The sequence below is a fragment of the Streptomyces sp. SN-593 genome (assembly GCF_016756395.1).
GTDB classification, from domain to species: Bacteria; Actinomycetota; Actinomycetes; order Streptomycetales; family Streptomycetaceae; genus Actinacidiphila; species Actinacidiphila reveromycinica.
In genome coordinates, this window is sequence record NZ_AP018365.1 from 5,213,008 (window position 1) to 5,235,108 (window position 22,101).

At 69.8% G+C, this 22,101-nt stretch carries 25 protein-coding genes; 23 read left to right on the forward strand and 2 right to left on the reverse strand.

Annotated features, from left to right (window positions below; translation table 11 throughout):
• Nucleotides 1-18 precede the first annotated feature (18 nt).
• The 8 genes from RVR_RS22110 (at nucleotide 19) to tuf (ending at nucleotide 11,578) form a co-directional block, all read left to right on the forward strand.
• The gene (locus RVR_RS22110) at nucleotides 19-3,918 is read left to right on the forward strand and encodes a DNA-directed RNA polymerase subunit beta' (protein ID WP_202235504.1); all 3,900 of its coding nucleotides are present in this window, start codon (nucleotides 19-21) and stop codon (nucleotides 3,916-3,918) included.
• A gap of 136 nt (nucleotides 3,919-4,054) precedes the next feature.
• Nucleotides 4,055-5,644, forward strand: a complete 1,590-nt coding sequence (locus RVR_RS22115) for an MFS transporter (RefSeq protein WP_202235505.1) — start codon at nucleotides 4,055-4,057, stop codon at nucleotides 5,642-5,644.
• Between the two features lie 11 nt (nucleotides 5,645-5,655).
• Nucleotides 5,656-6,348 carry a TetR/AcrR family transcriptional regulator gene (locus RVR_RS22120; protein WP_202235506.1) on the forward strand — a complete coding sequence of 231 codons (693 nt, stop codon included), beginning with the start codon at nucleotides 5,656-5,658 and terminating at the stop codon, nucleotides 6,346-6,348.
• Between the two features lie 89 nt (nucleotides 6,349-6,437).
• Complete coding sequence (locus RVR_RS22125) at nucleotides 6,438-6,902, forward strand: DUF1707 and DUF4190 domain-containing protein (protein ID WP_202235507.1); 465 nt, start codon at nucleotides 6,438-6,440, stop codon at nucleotides 6,900-6,902.
• 319 nt (nucleotides 6,903-7,221) lie between these two features.
• Nucleotides 7,222-7,593: a 30S ribosomal protein S12 gene (gene rpsL, locus RVR_RS22130; protein WP_014144289.1), complete on the forward strand. Its 372-nt coding sequence runs from the start codon at nucleotides 7,222-7,224 to the stop codon at nucleotides 7,591-7,593.
• 2 nt (nucleotides 7,594-7,595) lie between these two features.
• Nucleotides 7,596-8,066 (forward strand): 30S ribosomal protein S7, encoded by a 471-nt coding sequence (gene rpsG / locus RVR_RS22135; RefSeq protein ID WP_033177779.1) that lies wholly within the window; start codon nucleotides 7,596-7,598, stop codon nucleotides 8,064-8,066.
• Nucleotides 8,067-8,104: 38 nt separating this feature from the next.
• Nucleotides 8,105-10,234, forward strand: coding sequence for an elongation factor G (gene fusA, locus RVR_RS22140; RefSeq protein WP_202235508.1), 2,130 nt, complete (start codon nucleotides 8,105-8,107; stop codon nucleotides 10,232-10,234).
• A 150-nt stretch (nucleotides 10,235-10,384) separates the two neighbouring features.
• Nucleotides 10,385-11,578 carry an elongation factor Tu gene (gene tuf, locus RVR_RS22145; RefSeq protein ID WP_202235509.1) on the forward strand — a complete coding sequence of 398 codons (1,194 nt, stop codon included), beginning with the start codon at nucleotides 10,385-10,387 and terminating at the stop codon, nucleotides 11,576-11,578.
• A gap of 101 nt (nucleotides 11,579-11,679) precedes the next feature.
• Here the strand turns inward: tuf and RVR_RS22150 are convergent, their stop codons facing one another.
• Together RVR_RS22150 and RVR_RS22155 are read right to left on the reverse strand one after the other, a co-directional pair.
• Entirely contained in the window at nucleotides 11,680-13,536 is a 1,857-nt protein-coding gene (locus RVR_RS22150; protein ID WP_202235510.1) for a hypothetical protein, read from the reverse strand.
• Between the two features lie 116 nt (nucleotides 13,537-13,652).
• On the reverse strand, nucleotides 13,653-14,357 hold the full coding sequence (locus RVR_RS22155) for an ABC transporter ATP-binding protein (protein ID WP_202235512.1): 705 nt from the start codon (nucleotides 14,355-14,357) through the stop codon (nucleotides 13,653-13,655).
• A gap of 241 nt (nucleotides 14,358-14,598) precedes the next feature.
• Here RVR_RS22155 and RVR_RS22160 point away from each other — a divergent pair, with 241 nt between their 5' ends.
• The 15 genes from RVR_RS22160 (at nucleotide 14,599) to rplE (ending at nucleotide 22,100) form a co-directional block, all read left to right on the forward strand.
• Nucleotides 14,599-14,820 (forward strand): hypothetical protein, encoded by a 222-nt coding sequence (locus tag RVR_RS22160; protein WP_202235513.1) that lies wholly within the window; start codon nucleotides 14,599-14,601, stop codon nucleotides 14,818-14,820.
• A 556-nt stretch (nucleotides 14,821-15,376) separates the two neighbouring features.
• A complete protein-coding gene (gene rpsJ / locus RVR_RS22165; protein ID WP_014144312.1) occupies nucleotides 15,377-15,685 on the forward strand; it encodes a 30S ribosomal protein S10 in 309 nt (102 codons plus the stop codon).
• Nucleotides 15,686-15,699: 14 nt separating this feature from the next.
• The gene (gene rplC / locus RVR_RS22170; RefSeq protein WP_103886919.1) at nucleotides 15,700-16,344 is read left to right on the forward strand and encodes a 50S ribosomal protein L3; all 645 of its coding nucleotides are present in this window, start codon (nucleotides 15,700-15,702) and stop codon (nucleotides 16,342-16,344) included.
• Nucleotides 16,345-16,349: 5 nt separating this feature from the next.
• Nucleotides 16,350-17,003, forward strand: a complete 654-nt coding sequence (gene rplD / locus RVR_RS22175; protein WP_202235514.1) for a 50S ribosomal protein L4 — start codon at nucleotides 16,350-16,352, stop codon at nucleotides 17,001-17,003.
• Nucleotides 17,003-17,365 (forward strand): 50S ribosomal protein L23, encoded by a 363-nt coding sequence (gene rplW / locus RVR_RS22180; RefSeq protein WP_202235515.1) that lies wholly within the window; start codon nucleotides 17,003-17,005, stop codon nucleotides 17,363-17,365. Before rplD ends, rplW begins: the two co-directional genes overlap by 1 nt.
• Before the next feature lie 47 nt (nucleotides 17,366-17,412).
• The gene (gene rplB, locus RVR_RS22185) at nucleotides 17,413-18,249 is read left to right on the forward strand and encodes a 50S ribosomal protein L2 (RefSeq protein WP_202235516.1); all 837 of its coding nucleotides are present in this window, start codon (nucleotides 17,413-17,415) and stop codon (nucleotides 18,247-18,249) included.
• A gap of 12 nt (nucleotides 18,250-18,261) precedes the next feature.
• Complete coding sequence (gene rpsS / locus RVR_RS22190) at nucleotides 18,262-18,543, forward strand: 30S ribosomal protein S19 (protein WP_202235517.1); 282 nt, start codon at nucleotides 18,262-18,264, stop codon at nucleotides 18,541-18,543.
• A 48-nt stretch (nucleotides 18,544-18,591) separates the two neighbouring features.
• Nucleotides 18,592-18,939, forward strand: a complete 348-nt coding sequence (gene rplV, locus RVR_RS22195; RefSeq protein ID WP_073492408.1) for a 50S ribosomal protein L22 — start codon at nucleotides 18,592-18,594, stop codon at nucleotides 18,937-18,939.
• Nucleotides 18,939-19,775 (forward strand): 30S ribosomal protein S3, encoded by an 837-nt coding sequence (rpsC, locus tag RVR_RS22200; protein ID WP_202235518.1) that lies wholly within the window; start codon nucleotides 18,939-18,941, stop codon nucleotides 19,773-19,775. The genes rplV and rpsC overlap by 1 nt, the downstream gene beginning before the upstream one ends.
• Nucleotides 19,776-19,780: 5 nt before the next feature.
• Entirely contained in the window at nucleotides 19,781-20,200 is a 420-nt protein-coding gene (rplP, locus tag RVR_RS22205; RefSeq protein ID WP_202235519.1) for a 50S ribosomal protein L16, read from the forward strand.
• Nucleotides 20,200-20,424 carry a 50S ribosomal protein L29 gene (gene rpmC / locus RVR_RS22210; RefSeq protein WP_202235520.1) on the forward strand — a complete coding sequence of 75 codons (225 nt, stop codon included), beginning with the start codon at nucleotides 20,200-20,202 and terminating at the stop codon, nucleotides 20,422-20,424. The genes rplP and rpmC overlap by 1 nt, the downstream gene beginning before the upstream one ends.
• Nucleotides 20,424-20,705 carry a 30S ribosomal protein S17 gene (rpsQ, locus tag RVR_RS22215; RefSeq protein ID WP_202235521.1) on the forward strand — a complete coding sequence of 94 codons (282 nt, stop codon included), beginning with the start codon at nucleotides 20,424-20,426 and terminating at the stop codon, nucleotides 20,703-20,705. Before rpmC ends, rpsQ begins: the two co-directional genes overlap by 1 nt.
• A 116-nt stretch (nucleotides 20,706-20,821) precedes the next feature.
• Complete coding sequence (gene rplN, locus RVR_RS22220; RefSeq protein ID WP_037912379.1) at nucleotides 20,822-21,190, forward strand: 50S ribosomal protein L14; 369 nt, start codon at nucleotides 20,822-20,824, stop codon at nucleotides 21,188-21,190.
• Nucleotides 21,191-21,193: 3 nt separating this feature from the next.
• Nucleotides 21,194-21,517, forward strand: coding sequence for a 50S ribosomal protein L24 (gene rplX, locus RVR_RS22225; protein ID WP_202235522.1), 324 nt, complete (start codon nucleotides 21,194-21,196; stop codon nucleotides 21,515-21,517).
• Nucleotide 21,518: 1 nt separating this feature from the next.
• The gene (rplE, locus tag RVR_RS22230; RefSeq protein WP_202235523.1) at nucleotides 21,519-22,100 is read left to right on the forward strand and encodes a 50S ribosomal protein L5; all 582 of its coding nucleotides are present in this window, start codon (nucleotides 21,519-21,521) and stop codon (nucleotides 22,098-22,100) included.
• Nucleotide 22,101: the final 1 nt, after the last annotated feature.

Genomic DNA, 22,101 nt, shown 5'->3' on the forward strand with positions numbered 1-22,101 from the left:
AGAGGGATTGACGACACAGTGCTCGACGTCAACTTCTTCGACGAGCTGCGGATCGGCCTGGCCACCGCGGACGACATCCGGACCTGGTCGCACGGCGAGGTCAAGAAGCCCGAGACCATCAACTACCGCACCCTCAAGCCGGAAAAGGACGGGCTCTTCTGCGAGAAGATCTTCGGCCCCACCCGGGACTGGGAGTGCTACTGCGGCAAGTACAAGCGCGTCCGCTTCAAGGGCATCATCTGTGAGCGCTGCGGCGTGGAGGTCACGCGCGCCAAGGTGCGCCGTGAGCGGATGGGCCACATCGAGCTGGCCGCGCCGGTCACCCACATCTGGTACTTCAAGGGCGTTCCCTCGCGCCTGGGGTACCTGCTCGACCTCGCCCCGAAGGACCTGGAGAAGGTCATCTACTTCGCGGCGTACATGATCACCTGGGTGGACGACGAGCGCCGCACCCGCGACCTGCCCTCGCTGGAGGCCCAGGTCTCCGTGGAGCGCCAGCAGGTCGAGCAGCGCCGCGACGCCGACGTCGAGGGCCGGCAGAAGAAGCTGGAGGCCGACCTCGGCGAGCTGGAGAACGAGGGCGCCAAGGCCGACGTCCGCCGCAAGGTGCGCGAGGGCGCCGAGCGCGAGATGAAGCAGCTGCGCGACCGCGCCCAGCGCGAGCTGGACCGGCTCGACGAGGTGTGGGCCCGCTTCAAGAACCTCAAGGTCCAGGACCTGGAGGGCGACGAGCTGCTCTACCGCGAGCTGCGCGACCGCTTCGGCACGTACTTCCAGGGCTCGATGGGTGCCGCGGCGCTGCAGAAGCGCCTGGAGTCCTTCGACCTGGACGAGGAGGCCGAGCGCCTCCGCGAGATCATCCGCACCGGCAAGGGCCAGAAGAAGACCCGCGCCCTGAAGCGGCTCAAGGTGGTGTCCGCCTTCCTGCAGACCACCAACAAGCCCGGCGGCATGGTGCTGGACTGCGTCCCGGTGATCCCGCCGGACCTGCGTCCGATGGTCCAGCTCGACGGTGGCCGGTTCGCCACCTCCGACCTGAACGACCTGTACCGCCGCGTGATCAACCGCAACAACCGCCTGAAGCGCCTGCTCGACCTCGGTGCCCCCGAGATCATCGTGAACAACGAGAAGCGGATGCTCCAGGAGGCCGTCGACGCGCTCTTCGACAACGGCCGCCGCGGCCGCCCGGTCACGGGTCCCGGCAACCGTCCGCTGAAGTCGCTCTCCGACATGCTCAAGGGCAAGCAGGGCCGGTTCCGCCAGAACCTGCTCGGCAAGCGCGTGGACTACTCCGCCCGCTCGGTGATCGTCGTCGGCCCGCAGCTCAAGCTGCACCAGTGCGGCCTGCCCAAGGCCATGGCGCTGGAGCTCTTCAAGCCGTTCGTGATGAAGCGCCTGGTGGACCTCAACCACGCGCAGAACATCAAGTCGGCCAAGCGCATGGTCGAGCGCGGCCGCACGGTCGTGTACGACGTGCTGGAAGAGGTCATCGCCGAGCACCCGGTGCTGCTCAACCGCGCGCCGACCCTGCACCGGCTGGGCATCCAGGCGTTCGAGCCGCAGCTCGTCGAGGGCAAGGCCATCCAGATCCACCCGCTGGTCTGCACCGCGTTCAACGCGGACTTCGACGGCGACCAGATGGCCGTGCACCTGCCGCTGTCCGCGGAGGCGCAGGCCGAGGCCCGCATCCTGATGCTGTCCTCGAACAACATCCTCAAGCCCGCCGACGGCCGCCCGGTCACCATGCCGACCCAGGACATGGTGCTCGGCCTGTTCTTCCTGACTACGGACTCCGAGGAGCGCGAGGTCAGGGGCGAGGGCCGGGCGTTCGGCGCCACCGCCGAGGCGATCATGGCCTTCGACGCGCGCGAGCTGTCCATGCAGGCGAAGGTGGACATCCGCTTCCCGGTGGGCACCGTCCCGCCGCGCGGCTGGACCCCGCCGGAGCCGGTGGAGGGCGAGGAGCCGTACCAGGTCGGTGACAGCTTCCGGCTGCGCACCACCCTGGGCCGGGCGCTCTTCAACGAGCTGCTGCCCGAGGACTACCCGTTCGTGGACTACGCGGTCGGCAAGAAGCAGCTCTCCGAGATCGTCAACGACCTCGCCGAGCGCTACCCGAAGGTGATCGTGGCGGCGACGCTCGACAACCTGAAGGCGGCCGGCTTCCACTGGGCGACCCGCTCGGGCGTCACCGTGGCCGTCACGGACATCGTGGTGCCCGAGGCGAAGAAGGGCCTCATCGCCTCCTACGAGGCGCTGGACGAGAAGGTCCAGAAGCAGTACGAGCGCGGCCTGATCACCAAGCAGGAGCGCTCGGACGAGCTGATCAACATCTGGACCAAGGCGACCAACGAGGTCGCGCAGGCGATGAACGCCAACTTCCCGAAGACCAACCCGATCTTCATGATGGTCGACTCGGGCGCCCGCGGGAACATGATGCAGATGCGTCAGATCGCGGGTATGCGCGGCCTGGTGTCCAACGCCAAGAACGAGACGATCCCGCGTCCGATCAAGGCGTCCTTCCGCGAGGGCCTGTCCGTGCTGGAGTACTTCATCTCCACCCACGGTGCCCGTAAGGGTCTGGCCGACACCGCGCTGCGCACCGCCGACTCGGGTTACCTGACCCGTCGTCTGGTGGACGTCTCGCAGGACGTGATCATCCGCGAGGAGGACTGCGGCACCGACCGCGGTCTGAAGCTGCGGATCGCCGAGCGCGCCGAGGACGGCTCGCTGCGCAAGGCGGAGGACGTCGAGACCAGCGTGTACGCGCGGATGCTCGCCGAGGACGTCGTGGTGGACGGCAAGGTCATCGCCCCCGCCAACGTCGACCTGGGCGACGTGCTCATCGACCAGCTCCTGCGGCACGGCGTCGAGGAGGTCAAGACCCGCTCGATCCTCACCTGCGAGTCGGCCGTCGGCACCTGCGCCTACTGCTACGGGCGCTCGCTGGCCACCGGCAAGCTGGTGGACATCGGCGAGGCGGTCGGCATCATCGCCGCCCAGTCGATCGGTGAGCCCGGCACCCAGCTCACGATGCGCACCTTCCACACCGGTGGTGTGGCCGGTGACGACATCACGCAGGGTCTGCCGCGTGTGGTCGAGCTCTTCGAGGCGCGCGTGCCCAAGGGTGTCGCGCCGATCTCCGAGGCGGCCGGCCGGGTCCGGGTCGAGGAGACCGAGAAGACCAAGAAGATCGTCGTCACCCCGGACGACGGCGCCGACGAGATCGCCTACCCGATCTCCAAGCGCGTCAAGCTCCAGGTCGGCGAGGGCGACCACGTCGAGGTGGGCCAGAAGCTCACCTACGGCGCGACCAACCCGCACGACGTGCTGCGCATCCTCGGCCAGCGCCAGGTCCAGATCCACCTGGTGCAGGAAGTGCAGAAGGTCTACAACTCGCAGGGCGTGTCGATCCACGACAAGCACATCGAGATCATCATCCGGCAGATGCTGCGCCGGGTGACGATCATCGAGTCCGGCGACGCGGAGCTGCTGCCGGGCGAGCTGGTCGAGCGCGGCCGGTTCGAGACCGAGAACCGCCGTGTGGTCTCCGAGGGCGGTCACCCGGCCTCGGGCCGTCCGCAGCTGATGGGTATCACCAAGGCCTCGCTGGCCACCGAGTCCTGGCTGTCGGCCGCCTCCTTCCAGGAGACGACCCGGGTGCTGACGGACGCGGCGATCCACGCGAAGTCGGACTCGCTGCTGGGCCTGAAGGAGAACGTCATCATCGGCAAGCTCATCCCGGCCGGTACGGGCCTGTCCCGCTACCGCAACATCCGGGTGGAGCCGACCGAGGAGGCCAAGGCCGCGATGTACTCGGCCGTCGGCTACGACGACATCGACTACAGCCCGTTCGGCACCGGCTCCGGCCAGGCGGTGCCGCTGGAGGACTACGACTACGGCCCGTACAACGGCTGAGTGGTGGGCCTGACGGTCTGAGCGACCGCGGCAGGTGAGGAGGGCGGTCGCCCCGGGATTCCGGGGCGGCCGCCCTTTCCCGTGTGCCGGTGCCGAGATAGGTGCGTGATACCGTTATCTCCGTTGTCATCATCCGATGACATCAACGGGTGACATCTGGTCCGGGGAGAGCGACGGCGTCGTGTCGAGCAGCGCACACATAGCAGGCGGGCCCAGCGGGTCCGGGGTCGTACCGCGCGGGCTGCGACTGCGCCTGCTCGGACCGACCCTGGTGATCGTGGGCTCGCTGATGTCGGTCGTCTCCAGCCTGGGCGCCCCGCTGATCCCCACCATCGCCGACGCCGACGGCGTCTCGCTCAGCACCGCGGAGTGGCTGCTGACCATCACGCTGATGACGGGCGCGCTCGCCACGCCGCTGATGGGCCGGCTCTCCGACGGCCCCCGGCAGCGCGACGTGATCCTCGCCGCGCTCGGCTCGGTGGTCGTCGGCTGCGTGGTCGCCGCGCTCTCGGGCGGCTTCGCCATGCTCATCGTCGGCCGCGGCCTCCAGGGGGTGGGCCTCGGGCTGCTGCCGGTGGCGATGGCCGTCGCCCGGCGCAACCTCACCCCGGAGAAGTCGCGGCAGGCCATCGCCACGCTCTCGGTCACCGCGGCGATCGGCGCCGGGCTCGGCTACCCGCTGACCGCGCTGATCGCGGAGACCTTCGACTACCGGGGCGCGTACTGGTTCGGCGCCATCACCGTCGGCTGCTCCTTCGTGCTGGCCGCCGTCGTGCTGCCCGGCCGGGCCGAGGTGCCCTCGCGGCGCTTCGACACCGTGGGCGCGACCCTGATCAGCCTGGTCGTCGTCGGGCTCTCGGTGGCGCTCAGCGAGGCGGACGGCTGGGGCTGGACGTCCGCCCGCGCGCTGGGCCTGTTCGCCGCCTGCCTGGTGCTGCTCGCCGCCTGGATCCCGTACGAGCTGCGCACCGCCGACCCGCTCATCGACCTGCGGCAGGTCAGGAACCGCTCGGTGCTGACCGCCGACACCGGCGGGTTCCTGATCAGCGTGGCGATGTACCTGCTGCTGCCGGTCGTGGTGGAGTTCGTCCAGGTCCCGGCGGCCAAGGGCTACGGCTTCGGCGCCTCGCTCGTCGTCTCCGGACTGGTGCTGGTGCCCTACGCGGCGGCGAACTTCGTGGCCAGCCGCTTCCTCGGGATCTACGAACGGCGGTTCGGCACCCGCAGCATGATCCCGCTGGGCTCGCTGATCTTCGCCTTCGGCACCGCCTTCTTCGCACTGGAGCACACCCACCTGTGGGAGGCGTTCGTGGTCACGGGGATCGCCGGCTTCGGGATGGGGTTCACCTACGCGGCGATGCCCGGCTTCATCGTGCGCGCGGTGCCGGCCAGCGAGACCGGCAGCGCGACCGGCTTCTACCAGGTGCTCCGCAGCATCGGCCTCACGTTGGGCAGCGCGCTGTCGGCGGCCGTCCTGATGGCGCACACCCCGTCGGGCAGCGCGCTGCCGAAGGTGTCGGGCTTCGAGACCGCGCTGCTCTTCGCCTCCGCGCTGGCGGTGGCCACGGCCGTGATCAGCTTCGTACTGCCCGGGATCGGCGCCGGGCGGCGGGCGCGGGCCGAGGCCGCGAAGCCCGCGGCGGTCGTCCCTATGATGGAGGAGGAGGCCGAACTCGCCGGCTCCGGCTTCATGACCGTCGACGACCGGGCTTCGGACACCCGCTGAGGAGGACCGAGGTGAGCGCCGAGCACGCGGCGGCCGGGGGCGGGGCGCCCGGCGACGGGGGAGCACCGTCGCGCACCGGGCGGTCCCGGGACGCCGCCGCCAGCAAGCAGGCGCTGCTGCGGGCCGCGCAGGAACTGTTCGGGCAGCAGGGCTTCGAGCGGACCACGATCCGCGAGATCGGCGAACGCGCCGGCGTGGACGCCGCGTTGATCGCCCGCTACTTCGGCAACAAGGCGGAGCTGTACGTCGCCGCCGTGGTCGCCGAGGACGCCGCCGTCGCCGGCCCGGCCGCGTTCAGCGGGCTGGCGCAGATCGCGGAGACCCTGGTCAGGAGGGCCGACGAGCGCGGCCCCGGCCCCATCCTCCAGGCGCTGATCCGGTCCGACACCCTCCCGGAGATCCGGGTGGCCGCCGGCGACCGCATCGCCCGCCGCGTCGTCGAGCCGCTGGCGGACGACATCGCCGGGCAGCACCTGGACCGGCCCCGGCTGCGCGCGGAGGTCGCCGTCGCCGCGCTGTACGGGATCAGCCTCGGCCGCTCGCTCGGCTGGTTCGAGGAGATCCGGTCCGTGCCGCGGGCCGACCTGCTCGCCCTGGTCACCGAGGCGCTCACCGCCCTGACCGCGGCCGGGGGAGGCGTGGAGGCAAGCGGGGGCGGTGGCGCCGACGGCGGTGCCGGCGCAGGCCGGGCCGGCGACGTGTGACCGCTGCCTTCCGCCCCGTTCTGTCACAACTTCTCTACACCCCGCGGACGTTCCCGCCGCGGGCCGCCGTCCTGGGGCATGCTGGTTCCATGCTGGCCGGTGACGCGGATCGTGAGCGTGCGGTGGACGTCCTCAAGGAGGCGTACACCCAGGGCCGGTTGAGGCCCGAGGAGTACGACGAGCGGGTCGGCCGGGCGTACCAGGCGCGGACCTACGACGACCTCGACCGGATCACCGCGGACATCCCGGGCCCGATGGCGCCGTACCCGGTGTACCCGCAGGTGCCCTTCGCCTTCGCCCCGCCGGTCCAGGGCACCAACGGCATGGCGACCGCCTCGCTGGTCTGCGGCATCCTCGGCACGGTCACCATGGGGGCCGCCTCGATCCCGGCGATCATCTGCGGGCACCTCGCCAAGGGCCAGATCCGCCGCACCGGACAGGCCGGCGACGGCCAGGCCACCGCGGGGCTCGTCCTCGGCTACCTCTGCCTGTTCGGCCTGCTCGCCTTCATCGGCACGATCGTCGCCGTCGTCGCCAGCGCCCCCGGCCCCTGACCCCGCCGACACCCGCCGGACACCGGCCGGACACCGCCTCGGCATACCGCCGCCAACCGGGGCACAGCAGGCCCGCGGCGGCCCGTGTGCATTTGTTTTGACCGTAGCCGATGCGGTAGGTACGCTCTCATCTGTGCCTGGGGTGTGCCCGGGTCCTTGTGCGTGCCGTGTGACCGGACGAGGACACCGAGGCCGCGGCGCCCGACCAAACGCACTCTCCGTCCTTTCGGATACGTGCGGGGCCCGCGACACACCCGACCGCGTGGGTCGGGTCCCAGGTTAGATGTATCGAGATCGGCACACAGAAACCGGAGAAACGGTGCCTACGATCCAGCAGCTGGTCCGAAAGGGCCGGCAGGACAAGGTCGAGAAGAACAAGACGCCCGCGCTGAAGGGTTCGCCCCAGCGCCGCGGCGTCTGCACGCGTGTCTACACGACCACCCCGAAGAAGCCGAACTCGGCCCTCCGTAAGGTCGCGCGTGTCCGTCTGACCAGCGGTATCGAGGTCACCGCCTACATCCCGGGCGAGGGCCACAACCTTCAGGAGCACTCCATCGTGCTCGTGCGCGGCGGCCGTGTGAAGGACCTGCCGGGTGTTCGCTACAAGATCATCCGCGGTTCGCTCGACACGCAGGGCGTGAAGAACCGTAAGCAGGCCCGCAGCCGCTACGGCGCCAAGAAGGAGAAGTAAGCATGCCTCGTAAGGGCCCCGCCCCGAAGCGCCCGGTCATCATCGACCCGGTTTACGGCTCCCCGCTGGTGACCTCGCTGGTCAACAAGATCCTCCTGCACGGCAAGCGCTCCACCGCCGAACGCATCGTCTACGGCGCCCTGGAGGGCCTGCGCGAGAAGGCCGGTGCCGACCCGGTGATCACCCTCAAGCGCGCGCTGGAGAACATCAAGCCGACCCTGGAGGTCAAGTCCCGCCGCGTCGGCGGTGCGACCTACCAGGTGCCGGTCGAGGTCCGCCCGGGCCGCCAGAACACCCTGGCCCTGCGCTGGCTGGTCGGGTACTCCCGCGCCCGCCGCGAGAAGACCATGACCGAGCGGCTGATGAACGAGATCCTCGACGCCAGCAACGGCCTGGGCGCCTCCGTGAAGCGCCGCGAGGACACGCACAAGATGGCCGAGTCCAACAAGGCCTTCGCGCACTACCGCTGGTAGTCACCACCCCCATCGAGACCGAGAGAAGACTGAGCCACATGGCCACCACTTCGCTTGACCTGGCCAAGGTCCGCAACATCGGGATCATGGCCCACATCGACGCGGGCAAGACGACGACCACCGAGCGGATCCTGTTCTACACCGGTGTCTCCTACAAGATCGGTGAAGTCCACGACGGCGCTGCCACCATGGACTGGATGGAGCAGGAGCAGGAGCGCGGCATCACCATCACGTCGGCCGCGACGACCTGTCACTGGCCGCTCGACAACGTCGACCACACCATCAACATCATCGACACCCCCGGCCACGTCGACTTCACCGTCGAGGTGGAGCGTTCGCTGCGCGTCCTCGACGGCGCCGTGACCGTGTTCGACGGTGTCGCCGGTGTGGAGCCGCAGTCCGAGACGGTCTGGCGCCAGGCCGACCGCTACGGCGTGCCCCGTATCTGCTTCGTCAACAAGCTGGACCGCACCGGCGCGGAGTTCCACCGCTGCGTCGACATGATCGTGGACCGCCTCGGCGCGGTGCCGCTGGTCATGCAGCTGCCGATCGGTGCCGAGGCCGACTTCAAGGGCGTGGTCGACCTCGTCCAGATGAAGGCCCTGGTCTGGTCGCTCGAAGCGACCAAGGGCGAGATGTACGACACCGTCGACATCCCGGACACGCACGTCGAGGCGGCCGAGGAGTGGCACGGCAAGCTGCTCGAGGCCGTCGCCGAGCACGACGACGAGATGATGGAGCTGTACCTGGAGGGCCAGGAGCCCACCCAGGAGCAGCTCATCGCGGCCATCCGCCGGATCACGCTCGCCTCCAAGGGCGGCGCCGGCTCGGTCACCGTCACCCCCGTGTTCTGCGGCACCGCGTTCAAGAACAAGGGCGTGCAGCCCCTGCTCGACGCGGTCGTGCGCTACCTCCCGTCGCCGCTGGACGTCGAGGCCATCGAGGGCCACGCCGTCGGCGACGCGGACGAGGTCATCAAGCGCCGGCCCTCGGACGACGAGCCGTTCTCCGGTCTCGCGTTCAAGATCATGAGCGACCCGCACCTGGGCAAGCTCACCTTCGTCCGGGTCTACTCGGGCCGCCTGGAGTCGGGTTCGGCCGTGCTGAACTCGGTCAAGGGCAAGAAGGAGCGCATCGGCAAGATCTACCGCATGCACGCGAACAAGCGTGAGGAGATCGAGTCGGTGGGCGCCGGCGACATCATCGCCGTGATGGGGCTGAAGCAGACCACCACCGGTGAGACGCTGTGCGACGACAAGAACCCGGTGATCCTGGAGTCGATGGACTTCCCGGCGCCGGTGATCGAGGTCGCGATCGAGCCCAAGTCCAAGGGCGACCAGGAGAAGCTGGGTGTCGCCATCCAGCGGCTCTCGGAGGAGGACCCCTCCTTCCAGGTCCACTCGGACGAGGAGACCGGCCAGACCATCATCGGCGGCATGGGCGAGCTGCACCTGGAGGTGCTGGTCGACCGCATGCGGCGCGAGTTCCGGGTCGAGGCCAACGTCGGCAAGCCGCAGGTCGCGTACCGCGAGACCATCCGCAAGACGGTCGAGCGCATCGACTACACCCACAAGAAGCAGACCGGTGGCACCGGTCAGTTCGCCAAGGTGCAGATCATGCTGGAGCCGCTGGAAGGCGGCGACGCGACCTACGAGTTCGTCAACAAGGTCACCGGTGGCCGCATCCCCCGTGAGTACATCCCCTCGGTGGACGCGGGTGCGCAGGAGGCCATGAAGTTCGGCATCCTGGCCGGCTACGAGATGGTGGGCGTCCGCGTCACCCTGATCGACGGCGGCTACCACGAGGTCGACTCCTCCGAGCTGGCGTTCAAGATCGCCGGTTCGCAGGCGTTCAAGGAGGGTGCCCGCAAGGCGAGCCCCGTGCTCCTCGAACCGATGATGGCCGTCGAGGTCACCACGCCCGAGGACTACATGGGCGACGTCATCGGCGACCTCAACTCCCGCCGTGGCCAGATCCAGGCCATGGAGGAGCGTCACAGCGCCCGGGTCGTGAAGGGCCTGGTCCCGCTGTCGGAGATGTTCGGCTACGTCGGTGACCTGCGGTCCAAGACCTCGGGCCGGGCCAGCTACTCCATGCAGTTCGACTCCTACGCCGAGGTTCCTCGGAACGTCGCAGAGGAGATCATCGCGAAGGCCAAGGGCGAGTAGTACCTTCCGGTACCTCGTCTAGGCTTGACAGCAGGCTTTCGGGGTGTTTCCGGCGCTATGCGCCGGAAACGCCCCCGGGTCGGCATTCCAGCAAAGATCACCTGGCGCCGATGAAGCAAGGCGTACAGATCCACTCCCAGGAGGACCCCAGTGGCGAAGGCGAAGTTCGAGCGGACTAAGCCGCACGTCAACATCGGCACCATCGGTCACATCGACCACGGTAAGACCACGCTTACCGCGGCGATCACCAAGGTGCTGCACGACGCGTACCCGGAACTCAACGAGGCTTCGGCCTTCGACCAGATCGACAAGGCTCCTGAGGAGCGCCAGCGCGGTATCACCATCTCCATCGCGCACGTCGAGTACCAGACCGAGTCGCGTCACTACGCGCACGTCGACTGCCCCGGTCACGCGGACTACATCAAGAACATGATCACCGGTGCCGCGCAGATGGACGGCGCGATCCTGGTGGTCGCCGCGACCGACGGCCCGATGCCGCAGACCAAGGAGCACGTGCTCCTGGCCCGCCAGGTCGGCGTGCCGTACATCGTGGTGGCCCTGAACAAGGCCGACATGGTGGACGACGAGGAGATCCTGGAGCTCGTCGAGCTCGAGGTGCGCGAGCTGCTCTCCGAGTACGAGTTCCCGGGCGACGACCTGCCGGTCGTGCGCGTGTCGGCGCTCAAGGCCCTCGAGGGCGACAAGGAGTGGGGCGAGAAGCTGCTCGGCCTGATGCAGGCCGTGGACGAGTCGATCCCCACCCCCGAGCGCGACGTCGAGAAGCCGTTCCTGATGCCGATCGAGGACGTCTTCACGATCACCGGTCGTGGCACCGTCGTCACCGGTCGTATCGAGCGCGGTGTGCTCAAGGTCAACGAGACCGTGGACATCATCGGCATCAAGACCGAGAAGACCACCACCACGGTCACCGGCATCGAGATGTTCCGCAAGCTGCTCGACGAGGGCCAGGCCGGTGAGAACGTCGGTCTGCTGCTCCGCGGCATCAAGCGCGAGGACGTCGAGCGCGGCCAGGTCATCATCAAGCCGGGCACGGTCACCCCGCACACCGAGTTCGAGGCGCAGGCGTACATCCTGTCCAAGGACGAGGGCGGCCGCCACACGCCGTTCTTCAACAACTACCGCCCGCAGTTCTACTTCCGTACCACGGACGTGACCGGCGTGGTGACCCTCCCCGAGGGCACCGAGATGGTCATGCCGGGCGACAACACCGCCATGACCGTCCAGCTCATCCAGCCGGTCGCCATGGAGGAGGGCCTGAAGTTCGCCATCCGTGAGGGTGGTCGTACCGTGGGCGCCGGCCAGGTCACCAAGATCAACAAGTAGGTCCCGAGGGCTCCTGGAGCCGTCGGCAGGGTGCCCCACTCCGTCCGGAGTGGGGCACCTTTCTGCGTTCCGCGACGCCGCGGAGAGCCGGACGGGAGGCCCTAGCGGACGAGCCTGTCCGCGGACCTCGCCGCCGCGTACCCGAGGGCGGCCGTCAGCAGCACGCAGACCGCGACGGCGCCGGCCGGGGTGGCGCGGGAGAGCGTGAGCGCCAGCACCGTCACGGCGACCAGCGGGCCCGCCGCGTACCAGGCGAGGTAGATCAGGGGCCCGGGGGAGCCGATCGGGGAGCCGCCGCCGAGGAACATGAGCTGGGTGCGGGCCGGCCCGCGGCAGGCGCCGTAGAGCGCGGCGGCGGTGAACGGGAAGGCGCACAGCGGCAGGTAGAGCAGCGCGGCGGGGGAGCCCTCGACGGCGAAGGGGATCCCCGCGAGCAGCCCGAGGGCCGCGCCCACCGCGGCCGGCACGATCCCGTGCCGGAGCATCAGGCCGCGCAGGCGGTACGGCGACCAGGCCGAGCGCCGCAGGTCGTCGGTCTCCACCCGGGCGGACTCGGCCAGCGCGCCCACCGCGAGGTAGCCGCAGAGTAGTCCGACCACCAGGCCGACCGGGCGGCGCTCGCCGCCGAGGTCGGCGCCGAGCCCCGCGGCCGAGGCCGCGGCGGCCGTCCACAGCGCGGCGCGGCCGACCCGGCCGGGCGCGCGCAGCAGCGTCAGGGCGTCGCGCCAGACGACGGCGAGGTGCCGGGCCGCCCGGCCGCGCGGCGGCGGCAGCCGGACCATGCGGGTGGCGTCGCCGCCGGCGGCGTCCAGCAGCGCGAGCTTGGCGGCGCGCAGTTCGAGCGACCAGGCCACCGAGGCGACGGTGGTGGCCGTGGCGGCCCTGGCCCGCAGCCGCGCGGTGGGCACGGCTGCGGCCTCGCGGTGGGCGAGCAGCACCGCCGCGGCGGTGCCGGCCAGCAGCAGGGCGACCGCGGCGGGCCAGCCCGGTGCGCTGCCGCCGCAGGCCCGGACTACGGGCTGGGCGGCCCAGCCCCAGGGGCCCGACCACAGCTCGACCCACTCCAGCGGCCGGACCCGGTGCCCGGAGCCGGCCAGCGCGGTCTGCGCGCCCAGCGCGGCGAGCAGGAGGACGGCGGGCGCGGTCCAGCGGCGCACCGTCCGGGACAGGTCCGGACGGCGCTCCACCGCCATGCCGACGGCCGTGGCGAGCAGCGGCAGGCAGAGCGCGGCGGGCAGCACGGCCGGCAGCGCGTGCCCGATCGACGCCTGGCCGGTGACGCGCAGCGCGACCGCGCCGGCCAGCCCGCCGAGGACGCCGGGGACCAGGGAGAGCCCCGCGGACAGCCGGAACCACGGCCGCAGCACCGCGGCCCGCCGGACCGGCTGCGCCAGCAGCCAGCCCACGGCCGGGCCGGGCAGCACCACCGGGCCGCGCCACAGCGCGTCCCGGGCGGCGACCAGGGACAGCAGCAGGCCCAGCGCGGTGAACAGGGCCGGCAGGCCGCGGGTCAGGCCGGCGCCGAAGCCGCCGTAGTCCGCGCCTTCGCCGAGGCCGCGCAGGAAGTGCACCGCCAGCCCGCTGCCGTAGCCGACGACGGCGAGCAGCACGGAGTAGAGCAGGACGGCCAGGTCGCGGCCCTGCTGCCGGCGGTGGGCCCGGCGCTTGGCCCGCAGCCACGCGAGCGTCTCGGCGGTGCGGTCGTCGTCGGTCTCGCTCCAGCCGCCCGACGCGGTCTCCCCGGGGTCGTCGGGCTCGGTCCCGTGGTCGTCCGGCGTCCCGGTCCCGTCGTCGGACCGCTCCGCGGCACCGGCGCCCGCCGCGTCCGTGGGGGCCGTAGGGGCCGCCGCGTCCGTCGGCGCCGGCACGGGCGCCCGGTCGGGCGGGCCGGGCAGGTCGGGCGGGGTCGGCCGGACCGCCTGGTCCGGCTGATTCCGGTGGTCCGGCGGGATCGCCATGGCCGTCCGCTCCTTCTCCGTCTCCGTCCCGTCCGGCTGGTCGTCCGAGGGCGCCGCGCCTGCCGGGCGGGACGGGCCGGGCCGCTCGGCCGGGGTCGGTGCTCCGGGGTGCCGGGTCACGAGGAGGCGGCAAGCTGGGCGAGGACCTCGGCCGGCGGGCCCTGGGCGACGACCCGGCCGTCCTCCAGGGCGACCAGGTGGTCGGCGACCGCCTCGGCCAGCTCGGCCTGGTGGGTGGCGAGCAGCACCGCCACGCCGCTCTCCTTCTCGGCGACCAGCAACTCGGCCAGCCGTCGCCGTGCGTCGGGGTCGAGGCGCTGCTCGGGCTCGTCGAGGACCAGCAGGTCCCGCGGCCGGACCAGGGCGGCCGCCAGCAGCAGCGACTGCATCTGTCCGGAGGACAGCGCGCCCGGCAGCGCGCCCGCGTGGTCGGACAGCCGGCGGTCGGCCAGCACTTGGTCGATCCAGCCGGCCGCGTCGTCGACGGCGTGCGCGACCGTCACCAGCTCCAGGTGCTCGCGCACGGTGAGGTCGGGATAGCAGGCCACGGTGTCGCCGACCACGGCGACCCGGGCGCGCACCTCCGGGTCGTCCTCGCTGATCGGCCGCCCGGCGAACAGGGCCTGGCCGCCGGTCGGGGCGTCGCGGCCGGAGGCGATCCGCAGCAGCGTCGACTTGCCGGAGCCGTTGTGCCCGAACAGCGCGGTGCACCGGCCCGCGGCCACGTCCAGGTCGAGCGGCCGCAGGGCCTGCCGTTTCCCGTAGCTCCTGCTGACCTTCCGCAGCCGCAGCAGCGCGCCCGCACCCGTGGTCGCCTTCATGCGGGCCCCTTCGTGCCGTGTGGGTGGATACGCCGAGACCTTAGTACGGCGCCCCGTGCCGGGAGGCGGCCCCGCCGGCTCCGTACCCGGCCGGTGACCGGCCCCGCGGAGTCGTGCGCACGGTCGTGGCATTGGTATAGACCTATAGCCGGTCGCCCGGATAGCATGCGAGCGCAATCGCACCACTCCGTACGGTCCCTGACGGTCTGTCAGGGAATCTCGCACTTTGAGGAGTTGGAACGTGAGACAACGCATCGGACTGCTCGCCGCCGCCGCGGTCGCCGCCCTGGTCCCGCTCGGCGCCGCGACCTCGGCGCACGCGACCCAGGAGTTCCCGCACCTTGCCGGCATCTACGCCACGCAGGACGAGTGCCAGGCGGCGGGCGTCGCCGGGCATGACCTGTGGGGGCCGGTCTTCCTCTGCCAGGGGGTCGGGCTGTCGTTCTACCTCTACACCCACTGATCCACCGGCACCGCGTGCGCCTGGGGCGGGCTCCCGCCCGCTCCCGGCCCGGTGTCGACCCCCGGCGCGGTGTCCGTTCCCAGGCCGCGGGATGCCGCGCGGGCCGCCCGGCGCAGCCCCGTGGCGGCGGACGAAACGGGACGTCTCGCGCACCGCGACCGGTGCGGGCGGCCCGGGTTTGGCGAACGGCCGCCAAAGGGTAGGCTTTCCCGCTCGATTGGCCACGGCCATGTCCCCTATGGCACACTGTCCAAGTTGCTCGGTCGAGCGCCGATGCTGCGCGCCTCCCGTCGGGGGGACCGGAAGCGAGTCCCACAGTACTCGTCGTCCATATCTGCCCTCCGGGCAGCACTGGGACGGACGTACGGGAATCTTCCGGGAAGTGTCAGCGCGGCTCCGACCAGGCATCCGGTGGGTGGTATCTCCCACGCAAATCCCTGTCGCAGGGCCTTTCCGCATGCGGAAAGGCATGTGCGAGGGAGGCGACACGCCCGACCGCGTGGGTCGGACAAGCGGATGCCAGAGCGTAAACAGAGACAAGGACTACGGAGTAGCCATGGCGGGACAGAAGATCCGCATCCGGCTCAAGGCCTACGACCACGAGGTCATCGACTCCTCGGCGAAGAAGATCGTCGAGACGGTGACCCGTACTGGTGCGCAGGTCGCGGGCCCGGTGCCGCTGCCCACTGAGAAGAACGTGTACTGCGTCATCAAGTCGCCGCACAAGTACAAGGACTCGCGCGAGCACTTCGAGATGCGCACGCACAAGCGCCTGATCGACATCCTCGACCCGACGCCCAAGACCGTTGACTCGTTGATGCGCCTGGACCTGCCGGCCGGCGTCGACATCGAGATCAAGCTCTGAGAGGCGCGGAGAAGATGACCAAGCAGATCAAGGGCATCCTGGGCGAGAAGCTCGGCATGACCCAGGTCTGGGACGAGAACAACCGTGTCGTCCCGGTGACCGTGGTCAAGGCCGGCCCGAACGTCGTGACCCAGGTGCGTACCAACGACGCCGACGGCTACGAGTCGGTCCAGCTCGCCTTCGGCGAGATCGACCCGCGCAAGGTGAACAAGCCCCTCAAGGGCCACTTCGCCAAGGCCGACGTCACCCCGCGCCGCCACCTCGTGGAGCTGCGCACCGCCGACGCCGCCGAGTACACCCTCGGCCAGGAGATCACCGCCGAGGTGTTCGAGGCCGGTGTCAAGGTCGACGTGACCGGCAAGAGCAAGGGCAAGGGCTTCGCCGGTGTCATGAAGCGCCACAACTTCAAGGGCCTCGGCGCCGGCCACGGTGTCCAGCGCAAGCACCGCTCTCCCGGTTCCATCGGCGGCTGCGCCACCCCGGGCCGCGTGTTCAAGGGTCTGCGCATGGCGGGCCGCATGGGCAACGAGCGGGTCACCACCCAGAACCTGACCGTTCACGCCGTTGACGCGGAGAAGGGCCTGCTGCTCATCAAGGGCGCGGTTCCCGGTCCGAACGGCGGCCTCGTCCTGGTCCGCAGCGCGGCCAAGGGGGCCTGAAGGATATGAGCACCAGCATCGACATCCTGTCGCCCGCGGGCGACACCACCGGGACCGTAGAGCTCCCGGCCGAGATCTTCGACGCCAAGGTCAGCATCCCGCTGATCCACCAGGTCGTCGTCGCGCAGCTTGCCGCCGCCCGCCAGGGCACGCACAAGGTCAAGACGCGTGGCGAGGTCCGCGGTGGTGGCAAGAAGCCGTACCGCCAGAAGGGCACCGGCCGCGCCCGCCAGGGCTCGACCCGCGCGCCGCAGTTCGCCGGCGGTGGCGTCGTGCACGGCCCCGTGCCGCGCGACTACTCGCAGCGCACGCCCAAGAAGATGATCAAGGCCGCCCTGCGTGGCGCCCTGACCGACCGCGCCCGGCACAGCCGCATCCACGTCGTGACCGACCTGGTCGAGGGCAGCGCGCCGTCGACGAAGGCCGCGAAGACGCTGCTGGGCAAGATCAGCGAGCGCAAGAACGTGCTGCTCGTCGTCGAGCGCTCCGACGAGGCCGGGTGGCTGTCCGCCCGCAACCTCCCCCAGGTGCACATCCTGGAGGCCGGTCAGCTCAACACGTACGACGTGCTCGTCTCCGACGACGTGGTCTTCACCAAGGCCGCCTTCGACCGCTTCATCGGTAACGGCGCCGCCGAGACCGAAGGGAGCGACGCCTGATGGCCGAGCAGACCGAACTGACCGAGGCCACCGACCAGGCGTCGGCCGCCGAGATCACCAGCAAGACCTTCACGGACCCGCGCGACCTGCTGATCAAGCCGGTCGTCTCCGAGAAGAGCTACGCGCTGCTGGACGACAACAAGTACACCTTCGTCGTCGACCCGCGCGCCAACAAGACCCAGATCCGGCAGGCCGTCGAGGCGGTCTTCCAGGTCAAGGTCACCGGGGTCAACACGATCAACCGGCAGGGCAAGCGCAAGCGCACCCGCACCGGTTTCGGCAAGCGGGCCAACACCAAGCGCGCCATCGTGACCCTTGCCGAGGGCGACCGCATCGACATCTTCGGCGGTCCGGTCTCCTAACGGAGGTCGGATCGAGTCGAAGTCCGGAATATTCCGAGGACTTAAGAATGGGTATCCGCAAGTACAAGCCGACGACCCCGGGCCGTCGTGGCTCCAGCGTCGCCGACTTCGTCGAGATCACGCGGTCCACGCCGGAGAAGTCGCTGGTCCGCCCGCTGCACAGCAAGGGTGGCCGTAACAACGCTGGTCGTGTGACCGTTCGCCACCAGGGCGGTGGCCACAAGCGCGCCTACCGGGTGATCGACTTCCGTCGGCACGACAAGGACGGCGTGCCCGCCAAGGTCGCGCACATCGAGTACGACCCCAACCGCACCGCGCGCATCGCGCTGCTGCACTACGCGGACGGCGAGAAGCGCTACATCCTCGCCCCCGCCCGCCTGCAGCAGGGCGACCGGATCGAGAACGGCCCCAGCGCCGACATCAAGCCGGGCAACAACCTGCCGCTGCGCAACATCCCGGTCGGTACCACGATCCACGCGATCGAGCTGCGGCCCGGTGGCGGCGCCAAGATCTCCCGCTCCGCGGGCGCCTCGGTGCAGCTCCTGGCGAAGGAAGGCAACATGGCCACCCTTCGCATGCCGTCCGGCGAGGTCCGGATGGTCGACGTCCGCTGCCGCGCCACCATCGGCGAGGTCGGCAACGCCGAGCAGTCGAACATCAACTGGGGCAAGGCCGGCCGCATGCGGTGGAAGGGCGTCCGCCCGACCGTCCGCGGTGTCGCCATGAACCCGGTGGACCACCCGCACGGTGGTGGTGAGGGCAAGACCTCCGGTGGTCGCCACCCGGTCTCCCCCTGGGGTCAGAAGGAGGGTCGTACTCGTTCTCCCAAGAAGGCGAGCAACAAGTACATCGTCCGCCGCCGCAAGACGAACAAGAAGCGCTAGGAGCGGGTTTAGATGCCGCGGAGTCTCAAGAAGGGGCCCTTCGTCGACGACCACCTGATCAAGAAGGTGGATGTCCAGAACGAGGCTGGCACCAAGAACGTCATCAAGACCTGGTCCCGCCGCTCGATGATCGTCCCGGCCATGCTGGGCCACACGATCGCGGTGCACGACGGCCGTAAGCACGTCCCGGTGTTTGTCACTGAGTCGATGGTCGGCCACAAGCTCGGCGAGTTCGCGCCGACCCGTACCTTCCGCGGTCACGAGAAGGACGACCGCAAGGCGCGGCGTCGCTGATCCAGCGGCGAGAAGCGACCGACCATGACAGACACTGAAGGGACAACCATGGAAGCCAGGGCCCAGGCGCGGTACATCCGCGTCACGCCCATGAAGGCCCGCCGCGTGGTGGACCTCATCCGTGGCATGAATGCCACGGAGGCTCAGGCGGTCCTGCGTTTCACGCCGCAGGCCGCGAGCGAGCCGGTGGGCAAGGTGCTGGACAGCGCCATCGCCAACGCCGCGCACAACTACGACCACACGGACGCCGAGTCGCTGTACATCAGCGAGGCGTACGTGGACGAGGGCCCGACCCTGAAGCGGTTCCGGCCGCGCGCCCAGGGCCGCGCCTACCGCATCCGCAAGCGGACGAGTCACATCACCGTGGTCGTTGCCAGCAAGGAAGGGACCCGGTAATGGGCCAGAAGGTTAACCCTTACGGGTTCCGGCTCGGCATCACCACGGACTTCAAGTCCCGGTGGTACGCCGACAAGCTCTACAAGGACTACGTCAAGGAAGACGTCGCCATCCGCCGGATGATGACGCAGGGCATGGAGCGGGCCGGCATCTCCAAGGTGGAGATCGAGCGCACCCGTGACCGCGTCCGCGTCGACATCCACACCGCCCGGCCGGGCATCGTCATCGGCCGCCGCGGCGCGGAGGCCGACCGCATCCGCGGCGACCTGGAGAAGCTGACCGGCAAGCAGGTGCAGCTCAACATCCTCGAGGTCAAGAACCCCGAGATGGACGCGCAGCTCGTGGCCCAGGCGGTCGCCGAGCAGCTCTCCTCCCGGGTCTCCTTCCGCCGTGCCATGCGCAAGAGCATGCAGGGCACGCTGAAGGCCGGCGCCAAGGGCATCAAGATCCAGTGCGGCGGCCGCCTCGGCGGCGCCGAGATGTCCCGCTCCGAGTTCTACCGCGAGGGCCGGGTGCCCCTGCACACCCTGCGGGCGAACGTGGACTACGGCTTCTTCGAGGCCAAGACCACCTTCGGCCGGATCGGTGTGAAGGTGTGGATCTACAAGGGCGACGTGAAGAACATCGCCGAGGTCCGCGCCGAGAACGCCGCCGCCCGCGCCGGCAACCGCCCGGCCCGCGGTGGTGGCAACGAGCGTCCGCAGCGCCGCGGTGGCGAGCGCGGCGGCCGTGGCCGTCGTCCCCAGACGGACGGTGCCGCGTCGGCCCCCAAGGCCGAGGCGCCCGCTCCCGTCGAGGCGGCCCCGGCTGCTGAGACCCCCGGAACGGAAGGCTAAGTACCATGCTGATCCCCCGTAGGGTCAAGCACCGCAAGCAGCACCACCCCACCCGGCGCGGTATGGCCAAGGGCGGCACGGAGCTGGCGTTCGGCGAGTTCGGTCTCCAGGCCATCACGCCCGCCTACGTGACCAACCGGCAGATCGAGTCCGCTCGTATCTCCATCACCCGCCACATCAAGCGCGGCGGCAAGGTCTGGATCAACATCTACCCGGACCGCCCGCTGACCAAGAAGCCGGCTGAGACCCGCATGGGTTCCGGCAAGGGTTCGCCGGAGTGGTGGATCGCGAACGTCAAGCCCGGTCGGGTGATGTTCGAGCTGTCCTTCCCGAATGAGAAGGTTGCGCGCGAGGCGCTGACCCGCGCCGCGCACAAGCTTCCGATGAAGTGCCGCATCGTGCGGCGCGAGGCAGGTGAGTCGTGATGGCGGCCGGTACCAAGGCGACCGAGCTGCGCCAGCTTGGCGACGAGGACCTCGTCGGCAAGCTGCGTGAGGCCAAGGAGGAGCTGTTCAACCTCCGCTTCCAGGCGGCCACCGGACAGCTTGAGAACAACTCCCGGCTCAAGACCGTCCGCAAGGACATCGCCCGGATCTACACCCTCATGCGTGAGCGTGAGCTCGGCATCGAGACGGTGGAGAGCGCCTGATGAGCGAGAAGAATGTGACTGAGACCAACGCGCGCGGCTTCCGCAAGACCCGTGAGGGCCTCGTGGTCAGCGACAAGATGGACAAGACCGTGGTGGTCGCCGTCGAGGACCGCGTGAAGCACGCGCTCTACGGCAAGGTCATCCGCCGCACCAACAAGCTCAAGGCCCACGACGAGCAGAACGCCGCCGGCATCGGCGACCGCGTGCTCCTCATGGAGACCCGGCCGCAGTCCGCGACCAAGCGGTGGCGCGTCGTGGAGATCCTCGAGAAGGCCAAGTAGCCAAGTAATTCCTGCGGGGATTCCCTCGCAGGACGGTTCCGCCAGGCTCGGCGGGCGCCGCGTGGAGTGCTCCGCGCGGCGCCCGCCGGGAACCGGCAGACAAACAGGAGATAGACGTGATCCAGCAGGAGTCGCGACTTCGTGTCGCCGACAACACTGGTGCCAAGGAGATCCTTTGCATCCGTGTTCTCGGTGGCTCGGGTCGCCGCTACGCGGGCATCGGTGACGTCATCGTCGCCACCGTCAAGGACGCGATCCCCGGTGGCAACGTGAAGAAGGGCGAGGTCGTCAAGGCTGTCGTCGTGCGCACCGTCAAGGAGCGCCGCCGTGCCGACGGCTCGTACATCCGCTTCGACGAGAACGCGGCGGTCATCCTCAAGAACGACGGTGACCCCCGCGGCACCCGCATCTTCGGCCCGGTCGGCCGTGAGCTGCGCGAGAAGAGGTTCATGAAGATCGTCTCGCTCGCGCCGGAGGTGCTGTAACCGATGAAGATCAAGAAGGGCGACCTGGTTCAGGTCATCACCGGCAAGGACAAGGGCAAGCAGGGCAAGGTCATCGTGGCCTACCCCCGCGAGGACCGGGTCCTGGTCGAGGGTGTCAACCGGGTCAAGAAGCACACCAAGGCCGGCCAGACCGACCGCGGTTCGAAGACCGGCGGGATCATCACCACCGAGGCGCCGATCCACGTCAGCAACGTGCAGCTTGTTGTTGAGAAGGACGGCAAGAAGGTCGTGACCCGCGTCGGCTACCGCTTCGACGACGAGGGCACCAAGATCCGCGTTGCCAAGCGGACCGGTGAGGACATCTGAGATGACTACTGCAACTTCAGGTGCCGCTGCCACCAGCACCGCTCCGCGTCTCAAGTCGCGCTACCGCGAGGAGATCGCGGGCAAGCTGCGTGAGCAGTTCGAGTACGAGAACGTCATGCAGATCCCCGGTCTCACCAAGATCGTGGTCAACATGGGTGTGGGCGACGCCGCCCGCGACTCCAAGCTGATCGAGGGCGCGATCCGCGACCTCGCCACGATCACCGGTCAGAAGCCGCAGGTCACCAAGGCCCGTAAGTCCATCGCGCAGTTCAAGCTGCGCGAGGGTCAGCCGATCGGCGCGCACGTCACGCTGCGCGGTGACCGGATGTGGGAGTTCCTGGACCGCCTGCTGTCGCTGGCGCTGCCGCGTATCCGCGACTTCCGCGGCCTGTCGCCGAAGCAGTTCGACGGCCGGGGCAACTACACCTTCGGTCTCACGGAGCAGGTCATGTTCCACGAGATCGACCAGGACAAGATCGACCGGGTCCGGGGCATGGACATCACCGTGGTCACCACGGCGACCAACGACGACGAGGGTCGTGCCCTCCTTCGTCACCTCGGCTTCCCGTTCAAGGAGAACTGAC

Coding starts and splice junctions, on each gene's coding strand:
- RVR_RS22115 (WP_202235505.1), top strand. CDS start 4,055: ATGACATCAACGGGTGACATCTGGTCCGGGGAGAGCGACGGCGTCGTG.
- RVR_RS22125 (WP_202235507.1), top strand. CDS start 6,438: ATGCTGGCCGGTGACGCGGATCGTGAGCGTGCGGTGGACGTCCTCAAG.
- rpsG (WP_033177779.1), top strand. CDS start 7,596: ATGCCTCGTAAGGGCCCCGCCCCGAAGCGCCCGGTCATCATCGACCCG.
- fusA (WP_202235508.1), top strand. CDS start 8,105: ATGGCCACCACTTCGCTTGACCTGGCCAAGGTCCGCAACATCGGGATC.
- RVR_RS22150 (WP_202235510.1), bottom strand. CDS start 13,536: ATGGCGATCCCGCCGGACCACCGGAATCAGCCGGACCAGGCGGTCCGG.
- RVR_RS22155 (WP_202235512.1), bottom strand. CDS start 14,357: ATGAAGGCGACCACGGGTGCGGGCGCGCTGCTGCGGCTGCGGAAGGTC.
- rpsJ (WP_014144312.1), top strand. CDS start 15,377: ATGGCGGGACAGAAGATCCGCATCCGGCTCAAGGCCTACGACCACGAG.
- rplC (WP_103886919.1), top strand. CDS start 15,700: ATGACCAAGCAGATCAAGGGCATCCTGGGCGAGAAGCTCGGCATGACC.
- rplD (WP_202235514.1), top strand. CDS start 16,350: ATGAGCACCAGCATCGACATCCTGTCGCCCGCGGGCGACACCACCGGG.
- rplW (WP_202235515.1), top strand. CDS start 17,003: ATGGCCGAGCAGACCGAACTGACCGAGGCCACCGACCAGGCGTCGGCC.
- rplB (WP_202235516.1), top strand. CDS start 17,413: ATGGGTATCCGCAAGTACAAGCCGACGACCCCGGGCCGTCGTGGCTCC.
- rpsS (WP_202235517.1), top strand. CDS start 18,262: ATGCCGCGGAGTCTCAAGAAGGGGCCCTTCGTCGACGACCACCTGATC.
- rplV (WP_073492408.1), top strand. CDS start 18,592: ATGGAAGCCAGGGCCCAGGCGCGGTACATCCGCGTCACGCCCATGAAG.
- rpsC (WP_202235518.1), top strand. CDS start 18,939: ATGGGCCAGAAGGTTAACCCTTACGGGTTCCGGCTCGGCATCACCACG.
- rplP (WP_202235519.1), top strand. CDS start 19,781: ATGCTGATCCCCCGTAGGGTCAAGCACCGCAAGCAGCACCACCCCACC.
- rpmC (WP_202235520.1), top strand. CDS start 20,200: ATGGCGGCCGGTACCAAGGCGACCGAGCTGCGCCAGCTTGGCGACGAG.
- rpsQ (WP_202235521.1), top strand. CDS start 20,424: ATGAGCGAGAAGAATGTGACTGAGACCAACGCGCGCGGCTTCCGCAAG.
- rplX (WP_202235522.1), top strand. CDS start 21,194: ATGAAGATCAAGAAGGGCGACCTGGTTCAGGTCATCACCGGCAAGGAC.
- rplE (WP_202235523.1), top strand. CDS start 21,519: ATGACTACTGCAACTTCAGGTGCCGCTGCCACCAGCACCGCTCCGCGT.